Source organism: Flavobacterium sp. ENC (assembly GCF_020991415.1).
In the GTDB taxonomy this organism is placed as follows: Bacteria; Bacteroidota; Bacteroidia; order Flavobacteriales; family Flavobacteriaceae; genus Flavobacterium.
In genome coordinates this window covers 62557-82796 of the sequence record NZ_JAJMOY010000004.1, presented here as the reverse complement: position 1 = coordinate 82796, position 20240 = coordinate 62557, and the positions used below count along the sequence as shown (strand labels likewise).

Here is a 20240-nt window from a genome sequence, read left to right as displayed (position 1 = left end):
ATTTTAATCCTGTAATCTGTGGCAAAATATCTGCTCAATCTGTTCCAGTAACCATCGGGAGTGGTAAAAAAATTCGTGCCAATTCGTGCAATTCGTGGCAACCTTTTACTGCAAAACCTCATGCATTGCCTTAGCTTTCAGCAGACATTCTTCGTATTCTTTTTCAGGAACAGACTGGGATGTAATAGCACTTCCTACTGAAAAAGAAACATATTGATTTTCCTGGTTGTACAGAATACTTCTGATCACTACATTAAAATCAAAATCGCCGTCCGGTGTAAAATAACCCACAGCACCACTGTATAATCCCCGTTTGGTCTCTTCGAGGTTCTCAATGATTTTCATGACCGAAATCTTTGGTGCGCCCGTCATGCTTCCCATCGGAAAAGTTGTTTTTAAAACATCCACAGGTGCATATTGCTGATCTATCTTTGAAGTTACGGTCGAAATCATCTGATGTACCTGCAAAAACGAATAGATTTTGCAGAGTTCCTTTACTTCAACGGAACCTTTTTGGGCAGTATGCGATAAATCATTCCGGACCAGATCGGTAATCATAATGTTTTCGGCGCGTTCTTTGGCATCGTTTTCCAGTGCCAGTTTTGATTCTTCATCGGCAACGGGATCGGAAAATCGTTTTGAGGTTCCTTTTATCGGTTGGGAAATGACGGCGTCTCCTGATTTTTTTATGTAACGTTCCGGTGATGCCGAAAGTAAAAATTGTTTGTTGTTTTTAAAAAAAACCGAAAATGGCGCCTTCGAAATCGTATTCAGTTTTTGAAATTTCTCCAGCGGATTTATAATCGCATCTTCAGCGAAAAATTCCATACAAAAATTGGCTTCATACATATCACCGACGTGAATGTGCTCCAGCATTCTTGTGACTTTTTCGATATAAAATTCCTTTGAAATTCGTTGTTGAATCAGGATTTTGCTCCGTGTTTCAAAAGCATCAGACTGAGTCTCTGTAATTGCTTCAAAATCCTCTTCTGCCTCATCATCACAAACAAACAAATACTGAATTTCGAGTTCGTTTCCTTTGAGGATAAATATTTTTTTAGGCTGGAAAAAAAATAAATCCGGAAAATTCAATCCGTCAAAATTAGCGGATTTCAAGTGCTCTACATTGTTTTTCAAATCATAGGCAAGATACCCAAAGAGCCAGTCTTTTGTATTGGACTGGTATTGTTTTAAATCTTCGAAAGCGTTATGAAAATCGGTTTTTAAAGACGTAAAAGCGTCTACGGCAAGCATACAATCGAAACTTGAATATTCTTGCGGATAGGAATTACTATCCAAATAGACAATCTCCCGAAATTGTTGCGACCAGGTTAAAAGCTGTTGTTTAAACGGCTCCGGATCTGCAATATGTTTATGGATTGTAACTCTCAAATGTGGTATAATTTAGGCTTCAAAATTACGACAAAAAAAATCCTTCAATAAAATAATCCTTAAAAATTATTGGCACGCTTTTTAGTACACGAGATTAACAACCTTATAAACTTATTCCGCCATCTGATACAGAATTATGCTATAACAAAAAAAGTATTTACATCGTGTAAATCACTTCCTTATTAATCAACCTTTTAACCTTTATGAAAACAATTACAAAATTAAGCCTGACCTCTTTGGTCCTGATCGCATTATTATTTTCCTGCAAAAAATCAGAGGACTCTGTCGGCGATCAGACTGCCGATTACGCGACCGAAACAGCAGACAGTACAGCCGTTTCGTCCTCGGCAGCAGTAGAAAAAAAAGACAGCAAACAAAAATTCATTCGAACCGCAGACTTGAAATTTAAAGTCCGAAATGTTGCAAAATCAACCTATGCGATTGAAAATGCGGTTCAGAAATTTGGAGGTTATGTGACGTATACCAACCTTCAAAGTACTATTCAGGAACAAATTAAAACCAAAATCAGTCAGGACAGTACTTTGGAAACTACAAAATATACCGTAGAAAATAATGTCACCATTCGCGTTCCTAATACGCAACTGGACACCGTAATCAAAACCATAGCCAGGCAAATTGATTTTCTGGACTTCAGGGTAATCAAAGCAGATGATGTTTCCCTAAAACTGTTATCCAACCAGCTTACCCAGAAAAGAAGCGCTGTTACCGAAAAAAGAGTTGCAAAAGCCATTGACACTAAAGGTCAAAAAATCAACGATATTATGGAAGCCGAGAATGCGCTGGCCAGTCAAAAAGAAGCACAGGATAATGCCGCAATCGATCATTTATCGATGCAGGATCAGATTAACTTTAGTACGATCACACTTCAGTTGTATCAGAAGGAAACAATTAAACAGGAAATAATAGCAAGCGAAAAAGATAGTAGTTCCTATAAACCAAATTTAGGCATTCAGATCATCGATTCTTTAAAAAGCGGCTGGTATATCCTTGAAGCCATTTTTGTATTTCTCCTTAATCTGTGGCCGTTTATTGTACTAGGTGCCGCTGGTTATTTCTTGTACAGAAAATATAGCAGGAAATAATAAAAGTGTTAATAAAGCCACAATTTAATAAGAAAAAATTCATTATATTTGATATAAGATTAGATTAATCCCAAAATAGGATTGTATTGATTATAGGATTCTTAATAAATGACCTGAAAAACAAGTTTTATATTATTACAGAATTCACCTTGTAATGTTTATCAGCAAATAATTTATATATTTTTAACCTATCTAAATCCTAGTATTATGAAAATTGCTACCATTATTGTCCGAGTTTTGATTGGCCTCTTATTACTTTTTGCTTCTATTAGTTACTTTTTTAACTTAATGCCTGCAGAGCCAATGACTAATGATAATTTCAAAGCTTTCAATGTTGGCCTGGTTGCCTCAACTTATTTAATGCCTTTAGCTAAATCAATTGAATTAATATGCGGATTAGCTTTTGTATCAGGCCGCTACGTAACATTAGCAAACATTTTGATCTTACCTATCACTATCAACATTCTGTTTATCAATTATTTTATGTCACCGGAACATTTGCCTATTGCAGGATTATTGTTTTTGGCTAATATATTCCTGATTTACAGATACTGGCATAATTATAAAAGTGTTTTTACTGTATAAATCCTTTCACCTAAAAAATAAAAAACCCGGCAGATGTAAAAATCTGCCGGGTTTCTTTTATTTACTTTTATCGTGTTTTACCCAAATAAGATCGGTAGTTTGATAACCGATTTCAGCTGCTTTTTTAAGATAATCTGCTTTCACATTTTCCGGAATTGTCGTTTCCCTCGAAAGGATCCACAGGTATTTCAGACTTTCTCCTGCAACAAGTGCATACTTATACTCCTGATCGACTGCAATGACATTGTAACCTGCATAAAAAGGACCAAAAAATGAGACCTTAAGCATACCAACGTTGTCTTTTTTGACAAACCTGGCTTTCCCGATACTTTGTTCCCACTTGTCTTTTTTGACATCATAGCCCTTGTTATATACTTTTATAGTTCCATTATCATTCAGAGAGTATTCGGCTGTAACATTGTTCAGGCCTTTCTCATATTTAAAATCTAATCTGGCAATTTCGTACCATTTACCCAGATATTTTGTTTTGTCAAAATTAGTGACGGCCACTGCTTTGTCCGGAATAGTAGAACCGCAGGAATAAAGTAAGAAAGCAATTCCTGCTCCTAACAAAACAGGAGCTATATATTTATTTTTCATGATGTTGTCTATTTTTATTTATATAAAGTTAACAACACAATCAACAACTATTTTACAGAATTATTCTTGATTTTTATATAGTATAAAGTTACGAATCAATACGTTACAAAACAAAAAAACCGCCAGAATAAATCCTGACGGTCAACTATATTTTTATAAATCACTTATACGTGCAATGCTCTGTTATCTGTAGCGGCTAATGCTGCTTCTTTTACTGCTTCAGCAAAAGTTGGATGTGCATGACTCATTCTTGAAATATCTTCAGCAGAAGCTTTAAATTCCATTGCAGTAACTGCTTCAGCGATTAAATCTGCTGTACGCGCTCCGATCATGTGAACTCCTAAAACCTCATCAGTTTTAGCATCAGCAATAATTTTTACGAATCCGTCTAAATCTCCACTTGCTCTTGCACGGCCTAAAGCTTTAAACGGGAAGCTTCCCACTTTATATTCTGTTCCTGAAGCTTTTACCTGCTCTTCTGTTTGTCCAACGGCAGCCACTTCCGGCCAGGTGTAAACAACACCAGGAATTAGGTTATAATCAATATGCGGTTTCTGTCCTGCTAATATCTCAGCAACCATAGTTCCTTCTTCCTCTGCTTTGTGGGCTAACATGGCTCCACGAACCACATCTCCAATAGCGTAAATGTTTGGAACGTTAGTTTGTAAATGATCGTTTACTTCTACTTGTCCTCGGTCTGAAATCTTCACTCCTGCTTTGTCTGCGTTTAATCCGTCTGTGTATGGACGACGACCAACAGAAACTAATGAATAATCTCCTTCGAGTGTAATGGTTTCTCCTTTTGCATTTTCAGCCTGAACTACAACAGCATCGCCATTTCTTTCTACTGATTTTACTTTGTGGGAAACGTAGAATTTCATTCCTTGTTTTTTCAATACTTTAGTCAGCTCTTTAGACAAAGAAGCATCCATTCCCGGAATGATTCTGTCCATAAATTCTACTACGGAAACCTGTGCTCCCAAACGTAAATAAACCTGTCCTAATTCAATACCGATAACTCCTCCTCCAATAATTACTAAATGTTTTGGTACTTCTTTTAAAGCCAAAGCCTCTGTAGACGTAATGATTCTTTCCTTATCGATTTTAATGAATGGTAAAGAAGATGGTTTTGAACCTGTTGCAATAACAGTATATTTTGCTTCAATAGTTTCTGATGTTCCGTCAGCTTTGGCTACTGCAATGTGAGTTGCGTCTACGAATGAACCTAAACCATTAAAAACAGTAATTTTATTTTTGTCCATCAGGTAGTTGATTCCACCTACGGTTTGATCTACAACTGCTTGTTTGCGGGCAATCATTTTCTCTAAATTGATTTTTACATCACCTGAAACCTCGATTCCATGATCCGCGAAATGTGCAATTTCTGCATAATGGTGAGAAGAAGACAATAGTGCTTTTGATGGAATACAACCTACATTCAGGCAGGTTCCTCCTAAAGAAGTGTACTTTTCTACTATTGCTGTTTTGAAACCTAATTGTGCGCAACGAATTGCTGATACATATCCGCCCGGGCCTGAACCTATAATGACTACGTCAAATGAACTCATAGTTTGTCTGTTTTATTTTTAGCGATACAAAATTAAGGAATAAAGTTTTGTTTAAAGTTTAAATTTCAATGTTTTTTGCGTGAATTTTGAGTTGTCGGTTTTACCGCAAAGAGTGTTAGGAAGTTTACGCAAGGTTCGGTAAGTTTTTCTTTTTTAATCTCGCAGATTTGGCAGATTTAGCAGATTTTTTTATTTGTAAGGTATAGTTTTAGCGTCTCCTTTTAAATCTGACGATTTATGAAAAACCCTTGAAGCTTTGTCTCTCTGAACTTATGAACCTAAAAACTTAGTATTCTGGTTTTTTTCACGCAAAGTCGCATAATTTAGCCGAATCTACATTATTTGGCTAAAGCTTTTTTCTGTCTAGATATTGTACCTTCAGCTAAAGCTGGAGGCAATTAAAAAAAATTACCACTTTGCACCTAAAACCTGATCTCCCAGTCTTCTCACGCAAAGACGCGAAGACAAAAAGTTCTAAACCTGAAACTAAAAAACCTTTTAACCTTTGCACCTAAAAACCTGATCTCCAATCTTCTCACGCAAAGCCGCGAAGACACAAAGTTCTAAACCTGAAACTAAAAAACCTTTGAACCTTTGCCTCTCTGAACCTTTGCGCCTAAAAACCTGATCTCCAGTCTTCTCACGCAAAGTCGCAAAGACGCAAAGTTCAAACCTGAAACTAAAAAAACTTAGCATCTTAGCCACTCAGAACCTCAGCCCCTCAAAAAATAACCGTTGAATTCTTCACTTCACTAATCATAAAAGTACTTTGTGTGCTGCCGATGTGCTGTAATGTCGTGAGTTTGGTTACCAGAAATTCGCGGTAGGCTTCCATGTCTTTTACAAGGACTTTGAGGATATAATCGTAATCACCGCTTACATGGTGACATTCCAACACTTCGTTGAGCTGAACAACTTCGCTCTCGAATTTGGTCAGGAATTCTTTGGTATGCTGAATCAGTTTTAAGTGGCAGAAAACCACAAAGCCTTTGTCAATTTTGGATTTATCAACTAATGCTACGTAGTTTTTGATTATTCCTTCACGCTCCAATTTTTTGATTCGTTCGTAAACCGCCGTTACAGAAAGATTAAGTTTTAGGGACAATTCCTTGGTTGTTTTTTTACTGTCGGTTTGTAGTAAAACCAATAGTTTTTTATCGGTGGCGTCTAAAGTCATTTTGTTGGTTTTAGGAGATGAAAGAAAATCTAGTGATCTGTAATTTGCAAATCAAATTTAGATAAATATTCCTAATTAAAGATTAATTATAGTTTTAAAATCTAATTACAATCTACATCATTGATTAATTTTCTGATAAACTGTTATTTTGAACAGGATTTATTTTGAAAAAGAGTTTCATAGCCCAGATTGAAGTGGAAAGCCCGGAATAAAAAAGGCAAAAGTTTCTTGTTGTAAAAAAGCGACCAACGGAAGCTCTTTTTACAACATTAGAAACTTGCCTTTTTCATGAGGACTTGAAACGGAAAGCTGGAAATAGCTCCTCATCCTTCGACTAGTTCAGGATGTAAATTCCAAAAACATAAATTCCAAATTCCAATATCAATTACAAAAACAATAAAATAGCAACTCAAAAAACTACTATGAAAAACTTTAACCCAGCAGACAAGATTCAGGATTTACAATATTTTGGTGAATTTGGCGGTGTGAATCCGTCGATTTCAGATTCATCGACTTATACTTTTCTTTCGGCAAAAACCATGTTCGATACCTTTGAAGGCAATATGGAAGGCTGTTACCTGTATTCACGCCATTCTTCGCCCAGTAATTTATACCTGGATCAGGCTTTGGCCGCGATGGAAGGCACGGAGACGGCAAATGTTTCGGCTTCGGGAATGGGTGCCATTACCCCTACTCTCCTGCAATTGTGCGGCGCAGGCGATCATATTGTTTCGAGCAGAACCATTTATGGCGGAACTTATGCTTTCCTTAAAAATTTTACGCCTCGTTTTGGTATCGAAACCAGTTTTGTAGACATCACGAAGTTAGATGTTGTAGAAGCTGCCCTTACGCCCAACACAAAAGTGCTGTATTGCGAAACCGTAAGTAACCCTTTATTGGAAGTGGCGGATATTGCCGGTCTGGCTAAAATTGCAAAAAAATACAACCTGAAATTAGTGGTGGACAATACGTTTTCGCCTTTATCGGTTTCTCCGGCAAAACTGGGCGCTGATATCGTGATTCACAGTTTGACGAAATACATTAACGGGAGCAGCGATACGGTGGGTGGTGTGACCTGTGCTTCTAAGGAGTTTGTCAATTCCTTAAAAAATGTAAACAGCGGTGCGAGCATGCTTTTAGGGCCTACTATGGACAGTCTGCGTTCTGCGAGTGTGATGAAAAATCTTCGTACCCTTCATATCCGTGTGAAACAACACAGTCATAATGCTCATTTTCTCGCCGATCAATTTGAAGCTGACGGTTTAAAAACGGTTTATCCGGGATTAAAAAGCCACCCGAGCCATGAATTGTACAAAACGATGATCAATCCGGAATATGGTTTTGGCGGTATGATGACGATTGATGTGGGCACTCTTGACAAAGCCAATGAATTGATGGAATTAATGCAGGCCAGAAATCTGGGCTATCTGGCGGTGAGTTTAGGTTTCTACAAAACGTTGTTCAGCGCTCCGGGAACTTCGACTTCGAGTGAGATTCCACTCGAAGAACAGGCCGAAATGGGACTTACCGATGGTTTAATTCGTTTTTCTATTGGTTTGGATAATGATATCCAGCGTACTTACGAGATGATGAAGGCTTGTATGGTAGAGCTTGGGATTTTGTAAATGAAAATGATTATTCCTTTGCCACTAATTACACTAATTTCCGCGAATTAATCTGCATGCAAAAAATAATTCGTGCAATTCGTGTAATTAGTGGCAAAAAACACACTAAAAAGCCGTTCGGGAATTATTCCGGAACGGCTTTCTGTTATTTATTTTTGCTGATAATGCCTAAACGATTGCCAGTATTTATCTTTATAAATTTCATAGCTAATTTCAAATGTCTCGCTGTACTTTTTAATGATCGCGTCTAAAACTTTTGGTGGTTTTCTAAATTCTTTACAGGCAAAAAAGATTTCTCTTTTTCCATTAGCTGTTTCTCTTCCAATATTTAAATACCCCTCTAAGTCTTTGAGGTCAGCGCTTATTTCATCTTCAATTTCATCCAGTAATTTATAGGAATCGCTATCCGGTAAGCCACTTTCATCAGTACTCTTAAATGGAATGGATACAATAAAAACCCAGGGATGCGACGCTTTTTTATCCCATTCCAGAATCGTTGTATTGATTAAAGCTAAAACAATTCCACCCGATTTTCTTTTTCCTTCAAAATTTGCGTAAGCATCATCTTCACTATTGTGCCTGATTCCTTCGTATTTCTCCACAAACTCTTTTTCTCTCCAGATTAAATAATCCTTTAGTTTTTCAATCGGAATTAACTCTTCGGAAATGCCTTCGTTACCAACTACTTTCATGCTATCAATTAAAGTAACGGCATGCAATTCACCTAAATAATTATCCAGGAAAATATAAACTCCATTGGCTGCCGCAGCTTTTTTATCCTCTGTAAAATCATCGTAAACAATAGTCAGATCAATTTCATCCGGATAATTTTTATGCAAATTGGGATAAAATTTTAAATTCCCGGAATTAAATTTAAAACCTTCATAATTAATGCTAACATCTTTAATATCCGATGCAGGCTTCAGAGCTGTGAATTTCCAACCTTCGATTTCAGGAGCAGCAGCTACCAACTCTTCAATCACATAAATATTTTTAATGGCGCCGTCCGGTGTCAGGATCAGTTCAGCAGTTTGATCGTCCAGCATTCCGGTCAGGAAATAGATACTATCATGAATTTCGTCCAGTTTTGGAGATAGCAATTCAAAGAAATCTTTATGTATAGTATCGCCTTTCTGTACCACTTTAAAAAACGCTTTCTCGTGTTTTACAAACCAGTCCCAGAAATCACTGTATGATTTTACAGGTGCCTCTTTCTTTCCAAATATGCTTTTAAGAAAATTCATGTATTAAAATTAAGTTTAAAATTACCGACGGCAAATTAAAGCAAAAATTACTTGCCGGAATATTCAGGAATATTTTTAAATAAAATAATTTTATGTATGACGGTAAACCAATCGCAACCGAATAAAAAAATCCCAATAAACGCATTCAGTCAGTACAACCCGCGCGAAAATTAAGCAGGTGCAATGTGACCGACAAACAAAAAAGCCGTTCTGATCTCTCAAAACGGCTTTCCTGTATAACTTCTAACGTCTAACTTTTAACTTCTTCAATAAAATTCAGCTTGCTGTTTTTTCTGCTGAAGCCGAAATAAATACAAAGACCTATAAGCAGCCAGACTGTAAAGTAAATCCAGTTCCAGACACTTAATTCCGCCATCATATACAAACAGCAGATTAAGCCCAAAAGCGGAATCAATGATAATTTTTGTCTGAAAGCCCAAACGGTTAATCCAACCAGAACAAATAAGAAAATCCACATTGGAATTTTGTGTTTGAATAAGCTGAATCCGCTTTCGTATTTTAATGAATCATCGATTGGCAACCCCTTTACTACTTCAGCATATTTCGCATCATCAGACTGATATTGCCCTAACAAATGCTCTAAATCTGAAGTTTCGGCAGTTTTATTCTGAACATCTATACTTTTTAAATAACGGAATACTTTTTCAGAATCGTTTTTATCCAGTGAAGTAATGATGTCTGCCGAACTGTTGATTTGAGTTTCGTTTGTAATAAAACTCATGGTTGCTTTTTTATTGTATCCGAAGGCAAAGACCAGTCCGATGATGAGTAAAACCGGCATGATATATTGTGAATTCACATAAGGTGTCTTGAATTTTCCTCTTGGTATTTCCGGTTTATTCTGCAAAACCAAAACTCCCGCGCAAACTAAAACGAAGGCAAACAAAGTTCCGATACTGCATAAATCGGTTACCATAGTAAGATTTAAAAACAAAGCCGGAACCGCAACCACAAAACCGGTTACGATAGTAGCATAAGACGGCGTTTTATATTTAGGGTGTACTTTAGAAAAACGTTTTGGCAATAATCCGTCGCGGCTCATACTCATCCAGATACGCGGCTGTCCCATCTGGAAAACCAGTAAAACACTTGCCATGGCAATTACGGCACTTACGGCAATAATTCCTGACATCCATTTCAGATCTAATTTTTCGAATACGAAGGCTAAGGGGTCACCAACATTTAATTGGTTATAACTTACCATTCCGGTCAGTACCAGGGCAATGGCAATATATAAAATAGTACATATAATAATGGCCCACATCATTCCGCGCGGTAAATCACGCTGTGGATTTTTACATTCTTCTGCCGTAGTAGAAATAGCATCAAAACCGATATAGGCAAAAAATACGGCTGAAACTCCTTTCAATACGCCACTTACTCCATTTGGTGCAAACGGATCCCAATTGGCCGTATCTACATAAAATACACCTACTGCAATTACCAAAAGTACAATACAAAGTTTTACGACCACCATTACGTTACTCGCGTTACGGGATTCTTTCATTCCTCGGTAAATCAATGCTGTAATTAAGATAATGATTAGTAAAGCCGGAAGATCGGCTACAAAGTGAAACCTGCCAAATAAGACCGGTGAAGTCGTCCAGGCGGTGTAAGCTGATTGTAAAGCGGGTTCTAAATTTGCGAATGCTTTTCCGCTATGCATTAAAGCTGTTGCGTTATCAAATCCGTTGGAGGCGGTTAGGTAATCCATCTGAACCCATTGCGGGAGCTGAATGCCTCCACTGGCGAGGAGTCCTGTAAAATAATCACTCCACGATATGGCGACGGTTATATTTCCGACCGAATATTCCATAATCAGCGCCCAGCCAATCACCCATGCTATTATTTCTCCAAAAGCCACATACGAATAGGTATAAGCACTTCCTGAAACCGGCACCATCGAGGCAAATTCTGCATAGGCAAATGCCGCAAAACTACAGGCAACGGCTGTAAAAAGGAACAAAAAGATTACTGCTGGTCCTCCGTCGGCACTGGCTTTACCGATTGTACTAAAAATTCCTGCCCCAACAATTGCAGCAATACCAAAAGCAGTTAAATCACGTGCTGTCAGGTGTTTTCCTAACGCATTATGACCGTCTGCCTCGTTTTTTGCGACTTGCTTCAGGATATCCTGTACGGTTTTTTTTCGAAATAAACTTGAAAATGCCATATATGGTTTTACGATTAAAAATTAATATAATTCTAACTTTATGCTTTTATTTTGCAAATAATGCAAATTTTATCCTGAAATCAAATATATAAAACGATTTTGTTTTAGCACGATTTTTTTCAACACAAATTGTTTTAATTTCCGGAACCTGTTTTTTTATGGCACGCGGCTTTTACGGATTAAACAGGTTTACGCTGATTGTTTTTGCTGCAGATTAAAACTCCCGCAGATTTTGCAGATTCCGCAGATTAAAATCCGTGCTAATCCGTTTGATCTGCGTCATCCGTGGTTTTTCTTTTACCTAACGATCTAACCGATAAAATAGACCAACGCGGGTTTCTCTTTAGACTTTACAAAAAAAATCTGCCAAATCTGCCAAATCTGCGGGAGTGTTTTTTTTTATCCGGATAGACTATAGAGAGTGCTAAAATTTTCTCTCGCAGATTTTGCAGATTCCGCAGATTAAAATCCGTGCTAATCCGTTTGATCTGTGTCATCCGTGGTTATTCTTTTACCTGATGATCTAACCGATAAAATAGACCAACGCGGGTTTCTCTTAGACTTTGCAAAAAAAATCTGCCAAATCTGCCAAATCTGCGAGAGCGTTTTTTTTATCCGGATAGATTATAGAGAGTGGCTAAAATTTTCTCTCGCAGATTTTGCAGATTTAGCAGATTAAAATCCGTGTTAATCCGTGTTAATCCGTTTGATCTGTGTCATCTGTGGTTAATCTGCTACTTTAGACAGCTTTTCAGGATACTTACCGGGTGCTGGGCTTCCCTGCTGGTTCCGTCAAAAATCTGATGACGACAGCTGGTTCCGGCCGCGGCGATTTTTACATTTTCGGCAGTCGCACGCACTTTGGGAAATAAAGTGTCCTCTCCCATTTGCATGCTGACCTGATAATGCTCTTTTTCATATCCAAAAGAACCTGCCATTCCGCAACAGCCTGAATTATAAATCGTAACCAGATTGTTCTTCGGTAAATTCAGCATGGCAAAAGTCGCTTCTACAGAACTCAGTGATTTCTGATGACAGTGCCCGTGGATTTTAATTTCTCTCTTTTCTTCCGAAAATGAATCCGGTGTAATCTTACCGTCAAGAATTTCTCTTTTAAAGAATTCCTCTATGGTCAAAGCACTGTGAGACAACTTTTCAGCTGCTTCCTTATCATCCGCCAGACGCAGGTATTCGTCCCTGAAAGTCAGAATGGCCGATGGTTCGATTCCGATTAACGGTGCTTTTGCGGAAACCAAATCCTTAAAAATACCCACATTGGTATTGGCAATCTTTTTGGCTTCTTCCAGAAATCCTTTCGACAAATAGGTCCTGCCGCTTTCTTCGTGATCCACAACCAAAACTTCGTACCCTAATTTTGTCAACAGTTCGAAAGCATCAATACCGATATTGACATCATAGTAATTCGTAAATTCATCATTAAACAAATAGACCTGCCCGTTCGGGAAATCATGGTTTTGCTTTTTCTGATTGTCGTACCATTTTCTAAAAGTTTTTTTAGCCAGCAACGGAACCTGTCTTTCCGGCGCAATACCCATACTTTTCTTTACCAGCGGCTGATTCGAAATAAAATTCGTGATCGACGGAAAAATACTTCCCATTTTATTCAGTTTGGCATTGTGCGCAAAAATCTTGTTTCGGGTCGAAAATCCGTTTGCTTTTTGGTATTGGTATAAAAATTCGGCTTTCAGTGTGGCGACGTCTACATTACTCGGACATTCGCTGGCGCAGGCTTTACAGCTTACACACAACTCAAAAACTTCGTACAGTTCTTTCTGGTCAAATTTGTTTTCTTTCTCCGAATACGTCAGGTATTCACGCAGTGCGTTGGCTCTGGCACGCGTAGTTTCTTTTTCGTTTTTTGTGGCACGATAACTCGGACACATCGCTCCTCCTGCCGATGGCAATTTTCGGCAATCGCCCGAACCGTTGCATTTTTCGGCTGCACGTAAAATCCCCAGACTGTCTGAGAAATCCTGAAAGGTTTTAATATCCGGCTCTGTCCTTCCCGATACCACACGATGGTTTTCGTCCATTTTTAAGGCGTTGACAATCTTTCCGATATTCAAAACTGAATTCGGGTCAAAGGCCAATTTGATTCGTTTCAGCAGTTCATAATTCGTTTCGCCAATCATAAACGGAATAAATTCACCGCGTACGATTCCATCGCCGTGTTCCCCGCTTAGCGATCCCCTGTATTTTTTGACCAAAATCGCTACATCCGTCGCGATGGTTCTGAACAATTTTAAGTCAGAAGTTTTCTTCAGGTTCAAAACCGGACGCAGGTGCAATTCCCCTGCACCCGCATGCGCGTAATAAATTGCTTCCTGGCCGTGACGTAACATCATTGCCGAAAACTCCGCAATATATTCGGGCAGGTCGTTTACCTCAACTGCCGTATCTTCAATAGAATCGGCTGCTTTATTATCGCCTACAATACTTCCTAAAAGCCCTAATCCGGCTTTTCTGAGCTCGTTTACTTTATCTATATCGGCTCCGTAAATTTTTACAAGTGCGTAACCAAAGTTATTTTTTTCTAAATCGGCCACCAAAGCATTCGCCTGATTTTCGGCATCTTCGGGATCGTTTGATGCTACTTCAAACATCATGATTGCTTTAGGTTCGCCCACCAAAAAGAACCTGTTTTTAATGTGCTCCCGATTCGTTTTCGTACAATCCAAAATTGTATCATCGATCATTTCGCAGGTATACAAATGGTGTTTCATGGCCACCACAACCGACTCCAGCGATTCGTGAATGCTGTGATAATGGGCCACTACCATAATATTATGTGCCGGTGGCAAATCATCCACCTTCAGCGTAACTTCGGTCGTAAAGGCCAGGGTTCCTTCGCTGCCGCAAAGCAGTTTTCCGAGATTTATGGTAGGTTCCGTTCCGCCAAACAAATCTGATTTCAGTAAAATATCAACGGCATAACCGGTATTTCTGCGGTGAATTTCCGGTTTCGGAAACTCCTTTACAATTTCGTCCTGCGTAGCTTTTACCGACAGTTCGTCGTAAACGCTTTTGTATATTTTATTTTCTAAAGTATCGCCTTTGGTTTTTTCGATAAACTGAGCCGAAGTCAGTTCCTTAAAAACAACTTCACTACCATCGCTCAAAATTGCTTTGATCTCTACAATTTTATCGCGCGTTACGCCGTATCGGATTGAAGTCGTTCCGGAAGAATTATTCCCGACCATTCCGCCAATCATACAGCGGTTGGAAGTCGAAGTGTTAGGACCGAAAAATACGCCATGCGGTTTCAGGAACAAATTCAGTTCGTCGCGAATTACACCGGGCTGTACCGTAACGGTTTTTTGAATGGGATCGAAATTCAGGATTTTGGTAAAGTTCTTCGAAACATCGACCACAATCCCGTCGCCCACCGTTTGTCCGGCCAGGGACGTTCCGGCAGTTCGGGGCGTAATCGAAAGATCATGCGCCGCTGCAAACCGGATTAGTTTGGTAATATCTGCATTGGTTTTAGGCACCGCAACCGCTTTTGGTTTGATCCGGTACACCGAAGCATCAGTCGAATAAAGCGTTTTATGAAGATCATCGTATAAAAGTGTTCCTTCCAACGATGCTGATAATTGTTCTAAATCCTTAAGTATTGACATTATTTATGACCTGAAAATGAATTACAAAAATAGTTTTTTTTTAGGTTTATTTGATAGGTTCAGAGGTACAAAGGAACAAAGGTGCAAAAGGTTTTCTTAGATTGTGTTTTTTTGATTTGGAATTTGGAATTTGGAATTTTTTTAAAATATTGGAATTTAACCATAGTGTCATCTGCGATCCCGATAACATCAGGAGAAGCTTATGGAATTCAGACTCCATTGTAACGAAGAGCTGAAGAAGTCATTAAAAAATTAGCACATCATATTGTCATTCCGAGGAACGAAGGAATCGCATCCTGTATTCGCCAACAGTAAGTGATTACTAGGTGTGTGAAAACAAAAATAAAAATTCACTTTCACACAACTTCTGTGTGAAAACTAAAAATAAAACCAACTTTCCCACACTTTCTGTGGGAAAACCAAAATAAAAATTCAATTTCCCACAACTTCTGTGAGAAACTGAAAAATAAAACCAACTTTCCCACAGCAATAAAATGCAAGACAAAAAAAGCCCCGTACATACGGGGCTTTGTGGTATTTGTAAAATTAGAATTCTACTCCTTAACTGCTACAGCCAGGAAGGCTTGCTGAATCTGCTGGTCTGTAAACGGAGACAAGGTCTCTGCCAGATTTCTGCTGGTTCTGATACAGCTTAGCATTTTTTGTCGGAGCTCCTGATCATTGCCGAATTCGGTTTCGAGCATTAACTCGAAAATTTCCTGCAGGTACAAGGGCTGTTGTTTAAAATCTCCCTCAAACCAAAGGTCGGAAAGGAAATGGACTACGGACGGCACCACATCCTGGTGTGATGCTTTTTGATTTTCTTTTTGCATATCTGAAAATATAAGGTACACGAAACCCACGATCGGTTGTGCAAAAACATTCCGAGGAAATGAGATCAGGGCTATCACTAGCACCTACAACGTAACGTGGGTTCGCTTATGTTAAACTAAAAATAGTTTTTTCAGGATTTCTCCTCGGTATAAAGTTTTTGCATTACAAATATATAGTTTTTTAATTAAAAAATACGTATTCACTTACAAATAAGTATTGTTTCGATAAATACTATGCTTTTGTATTCAGTAAATGCCTCCCTTGTTTCTTCTGTATAAACTGAAACGACGACAAAAGTATAAAAATGATAATAGAAACGAAGCGAAATTAGGAGAGTTTTAAAAGAATCGAGTTTATAAATGTCTCTTGCTATTTTAGAAGACTTTGCGAAATGTATTAATAAAAGCTTATAGTGATTTTTAAATTAAAAAAAAAATCTACCTCTGTAAATATTACTTGCACTAAAAACTTATTGACAAATTTAAGTTATGTCTTGTGAAATTAGAAAAACATTATAATAATTTTTTTTTCAATTTTTAAAAATTAAAAAAAATAGATAAATACTACATTTAATAAATTTTAACAAGCTCCGTTATTAATAGTAATTTATTGGTTATCAACAAAAAACAAGGACTTATAAACAATTAAAACTAATAACTTCTCTAATAGCTAATTAAATTTGATGTTATCTTTGTTAAAAATAAAAGCACCCATCAGAGTGCTTTTATTTTTCAACTTAAAAAAATTGGTCTCATTAGCCAATGCTTTTAATCAGTAATTTAGACCGTCAAATTTATAACGGTTGAAAGTATATTAGTATTTGCTTCATTAGCTTTTAACTAAAAACCAAAAATTACTTTAATCCTGTTCCTGCAGGTTAGATAAGTCGATAGGCAATTGTTTATCGGCTTATTTATTTTACAAATATATCTTTAATATTTCAAAACTGAAACTTTAATAATTTAGAGTCAAGATTAACAATTTTATAATTTTAAAAGCTCTAAAATAGGTTTAAGATTTGGTTCATTAGTTGTTCTATCTTTTCCAATTTTGGTCGCGTTTATATCTTGATAAAAATTAATTGATTCGTTCCAATAATTAATAAAAAACTTATGATTATTATTGTTTTCCATTACATCATTTTTATATTTTATTATAGGAGTTAATTCATAATACGTAAATAACATAATATTTGATATTTTAAATCTAAATTTCAACATTTTTACAGAATCAGAAATATTCCATTTACTTTCAGGATTTCCAATTGAAAGAATGGTAATCAAATTTTCATCCCAGTACTCTAACAAATCTTTTCTGATTTTTAAGTTTAGTATACTATAAGGTAAAGCAATAATTATTGAAGCTCTTTTTGAAAGCAAATATTTTACGATGTCTATTTCGAAGCTACTATTATATCCTAATAAAAAAGTATACTTTAGAAGTTCATTATTATTTAAACATTGAAAAATCACGTTTTTTTCTTTTTCATCTGGCTTAGAATTGACAAATAAAGAAAATAATTTTGTGTTTAATAAATCTAAATTTCCCTTAACGTAAAGTTCAGAACTTGTTTTCCCTTTAATTTTTAGCGGATAAGTTTCGCTACTTGGCAATAATCTTACTATTTTATTATTAGAAAGTTTATTTTCAATTTGAACTTCATTCTTTTCAGTAGAACTTTCAGGTGCAAAGACTAAAATATCAAGTTTACTTTTTGATAAATGTTTTGAAATCATTTTTTTTACAATATTCCAGTCTAGTCCTCCATGACCGCAACCTAGAGCAGGGACGGTAATAGTTTTTCCTTCATGGCCTAATAAAAAATTTGATAGCCAATTTAATCCTTTTTCAACATAATCATATTCTGATGGATTTTTCCAGTGAAGTTTGGTGGGGAAATTTATAATGATAATATTTTCTTCTTCATTAAAAATTGAATTATTAGTCCAAACATGTGGTCTTCCAATTTGTACATTATTTTCATTACAACTTTTCAAATATTCTTTAAACATCTCAGGATATTTGGTTTTAAACTGCAATGCAACTCCAGCCCCCATAACTCCTACACAATTTACTGTATTTATACGGATGTCAGCTTTATAGTCAAAAAAATTTCCCTCTACAAATTTTATCATTTTTTTAATTTATCTAAAAATTCTTTTTTTAGTTGTGATATACTATCTTCATAATTTGTATGCCAATTATTATTAAAAGATAATACATCTGCATAATTTAAACAATTTAACATATCAAATTCTTTCTCACTTTCTATTAAATCAAAAAGTTGCATTTTATCTCTTCCTTTTCCTAATATTTCGCCTATTAAATCATGATATGCTACTAAAAAACATATCATTTTAATTTCATCGTCTGATAAGATTTTAATTTCATTAACTAAAATTCTTTCCAACATTTCTAACGAATCAACAGGATGATCAGGAAAAGAGAGTTGTTTTCCTTTTTCCCATTTTTTATGAGGACCTTTACCAATATCGTGAAAGTATGCAGAAAGTTTTAAGATATCTTTTTCTTCCTCTTCTGCACCAATAAAAAATAAAATTTCTTCTAAATTATTCACTACATTTAATGTATGATCACTAACCGTTTCATTGTGAACTTCATTAATTGTTGGTAAATTATAAATTCCTTCCAATTCTTCAATTATACAAAAATCGTTATCAATTTGCAATAATAAATCGTTAACATTTTTGAAACGAAAATTAACTATAGTACTCCTCTTTTTTATGATATTTTCAACTACTTTATCATATTTATTTCTTAGAAGTATAGGGCCTGTTGTAAATGTTTCGGTACCTCTTCCCATAGCAAATTTAGTAAAGAAAAAATTCTTGCCATAAAAAGGTTCAAATGATATATTTGGACAATTAACTCCTTTTTTCAGAAAGGTATCTTTGATATGCTTTTTTATATAAGGATTCCAAGCAATTATTGTACTAACATCAGAAATTGGCAGAGATTTATATACAAGAGCTTCTGCCATTTTTTTATTCTTTTCCCCTTCATTAGGCATCCATTTTTGCGACAATATAACATCCCAATTCAATTTATCAAGATCAATTGCATCAAAATAAAAATTAGGAGGACTAATTGTATTTGCAGAAGCATCAGTAAATACAACTTCTTTATCTACAATTTTTTTAATTGGAATTGCAAAAAAAATCATAAACATTTGATCAATATTTTTTGACAAAACTAAAGAAAGTAACATTGGATTTCTTGTGCAAAAGTAAAAAGGAACGTAATCATGAACTTTACCTCCGGGGCCAACCGTAACTTTCATATTACTTCTTCTTTCTTGTATATTACCATTGGCAACGTCTTTGTGACTTAGTCCAAGCCTTTCTTTTTCATTTGTAGATAAAAATCCATTTTCTACAATCGAATCTAAATTATCAATATGTGTAAAGTGATAAAAATATTTATCTTGATGTTCTTGCGGTATTTTCATAATAAGTTTTTAAGATTAAAAAACAAATTTTAGTTTTTAATAATTAAACATTTTATGGAAAACCATAAATTACTAAAATTTATTAAACAAGTGTAGCAATAAATAAAAATGAGACAATACGTATTTATACCTGTTTATTTTTAATTCTAAAAACTTCTGAAAAAATCCTTTTAATCTTCTAATAAGAGTCACACATCCAAGATATTCTGTATCACAACAAAAAAACCTAAACCCATATAATATTCTCTAACTACATCGGAATTCTAGAATCAAACTCATCATCAGGACCAGCAGCCTCCAATGTAGATTTTTTAGAACTTTCAGAATTTAAAATATCATGCGTCGTTTTAGAATAGTTATCAGAGATTTTATCTACCGATTTTAGAATTCTTCTAACGGCCAATATCAGGATTACCGCACCAATAAAAATGGCCGATACACCAACATTCTCCGAAAAAAACTTTTGTCCGAATAATTCGAATTCAGTTTTACCGGAGCTTTTTAGGGTTATGAGCCAGATACCAAGTCCGGCAATGAGTAAGGCGAAAAAACAAAATATAATTCCGAAAATCAGGGTCGATTTGTGAAACGAATTATGCGCTTCTGTATTTATTTGCATAGCTTTAAGGTGTTTAAAATTAATTTATAAATAATCTATTCCTCAGTATTTTACAACTTTGTATAGTGTGATATTCAAAACCACTAACAGCAGATTTCAGTATGAGCAAAACAACAGGGCAATCTCACAAAATTATCAATAAATGCATTCCAATGCGCCCGTATTTATACCCCTTTTAGTAAAGTATAA

The 20240-nt window shown here is 36.0% G+C and carries 14 protein-coding genes; 3 read left to right on the top strand and 11 right to left on the bottom strand.

The features are described 5' to 3' along the window. Positions 1-105 precede the first annotated feature (105 nt). Positions 106-1392, bottom strand: coding sequence for an anthranilate synthase component I family protein (locus LPB89_RS11840; RefSeq protein ID WP_230702005.1), 1287 nt, complete (start codon positions 1390-1392; stop codon positions 106-108). Positions 1393-1595: 203 nt separating this feature from the next. Here LPB89_RS11840 and LPB89_RS11835 point away from each other — a divergent pair, with 203 nt between their 5' ends. Beyond that, complete coding sequence (locus LPB89_RS11835; RefSeq protein WP_230702004.1) at positions 1596-2495, top strand: DUF4349 domain-containing protein; 900 nt, start codon at positions 1596-1598, stop codon at positions 2493-2495. 207 nt (positions 2496-2702) lie between these two features. Further along, positions 2703-3080 (top strand): DoxX family membrane protein, encoded by a 378-nt coding sequence (locus tag LPB89_RS11830; protein WP_230702003.1) that lies wholly within the window; start codon positions 2703-2705, stop codon positions 3078-3080. 57 nt (positions 3081-3137) lie between these two features. Here the strand turns inward: LPB89_RS11830 and LPB89_RS11825 are convergent, their stop codons facing one another. The 3 genes from LPB89_RS11825 to LPB89_RS11815 all read right to left on the bottom strand — a co-directional run bounded on the left by LPB89_RS11825 (position 3138) and on the right by LPB89_RS11815 (position 6425). Then, complete coding sequence (locus LPB89_RS11825) at positions 3138-3680, bottom strand: lipocalin family protein (protein ID WP_230702002.1); 543 nt, start codon at positions 3678-3680, stop codon at positions 3138-3140. A gap of 164 nt (positions 3681-3844) precedes the next feature. Next, entirely contained in the window at positions 3845-5248 is a 1404-nt protein-coding gene (gene lpdA / locus LPB89_RS11820) for a dihydrolipoyl dehydrogenase (RefSeq protein WP_127340226.1), read from the bottom strand. 721 nt (positions 5249-5969) lie between these two features. Then, positions 5970-6425: an Lrp/AsnC family transcriptional regulator gene (locus tag LPB89_RS11815; protein WP_230702001.1), complete on the bottom strand. Its 456-nt coding sequence runs from the start codon at positions 6423-6425 to the stop codon at positions 5970-5972. Between the two features lie 422 nt (positions 6426-6847). Between LPB89_RS11815 and LPB89_RS11810 the strand changes: the two genes are divergently transcribed. Continuing rightward, positions 6848-8050, top strand: a complete 1203-nt coding sequence (locus tag LPB89_RS11810) for an aminotransferase class I/II-fold pyridoxal phosphate-dependent enzyme (RefSeq protein ID WP_230702000.1) — start codon at positions 6848-6850, stop codon at positions 8048-8050. A gap of 149 nt (positions 8051-8199) precedes the next feature. Here the strand turns inward: LPB89_RS11810 and LPB89_RS11805 are convergent, their stop codons facing one another. From LPB89_RS11805 to LPB89_RS11775, 7 genes are all read right to left on the bottom strand, one after another. Further along, a complete protein-coding gene (locus tag LPB89_RS11805) occupies positions 8200-9294 on the bottom strand; it encodes a DUF695 domain-containing protein (RefSeq protein ID WP_230701999.1) in 1095 nt (364 codons plus the stop codon). Positions 9295-9544: 250 nt separating this feature from the next. Beyond that, complete coding sequence (locus tag LPB89_RS11800) at positions 9545-11488, bottom strand: amino acid permease (protein ID WP_230701998.1); 1944 nt, start codon at positions 11486-11488, stop codon at positions 9545-9547. A 734-nt stretch (positions 11489-12222) separates the two neighbouring features. Further along, positions 12223-15129: an FAD-binding and (Fe-S)-binding domain-containing protein gene (locus tag LPB89_RS11795; protein WP_230701997.1), complete on the bottom strand. Its 2907-nt coding sequence runs from the start codon at positions 15127-15129 to the stop codon at positions 12223-12225. A 554-nt stretch (positions 15130-15683) separates the two neighbouring features. Further along, positions 15684-15962, bottom strand: coding sequence for a hypothetical protein (locus tag LPB89_RS11790; protein WP_230701996.1), 279 nt, complete (start codon positions 15960-15962; stop codon positions 15684-15686). A gap of 984 nt (positions 15963-16946) precedes the next feature. After that, positions 16947-18098, bottom strand: a complete 1152-nt coding sequence (locus LPB89_RS11785; protein ID WP_230701995.1) for a macro domain-containing protein — start codon at positions 18096-18098, stop codon at positions 16947-16949. Next, on the bottom strand, positions 18095-19432 hold the full coding sequence (locus LPB89_RS11780) for a DarT ssDNA thymidine ADP-ribosyltransferase family protein (protein WP_230701994.1): 1338 nt from the start codon (positions 19430-19432) through the stop codon (positions 18095-18097). The genes LPB89_RS11785 and LPB89_RS11780 overlap by 4 nt, the downstream gene beginning before the upstream one ends. Before the next feature lie 250 nt (positions 19433-19682). Next, positions 19683-20051 (bottom strand): hypothetical protein, encoded by a 369-nt coding sequence (locus tag LPB89_RS11775; protein ID WP_230701993.1) that lies wholly within the window; start codon positions 20049-20051, stop codon positions 19683-19685. Positions 20052-20240 lie beyond the last annotated feature (189 nt).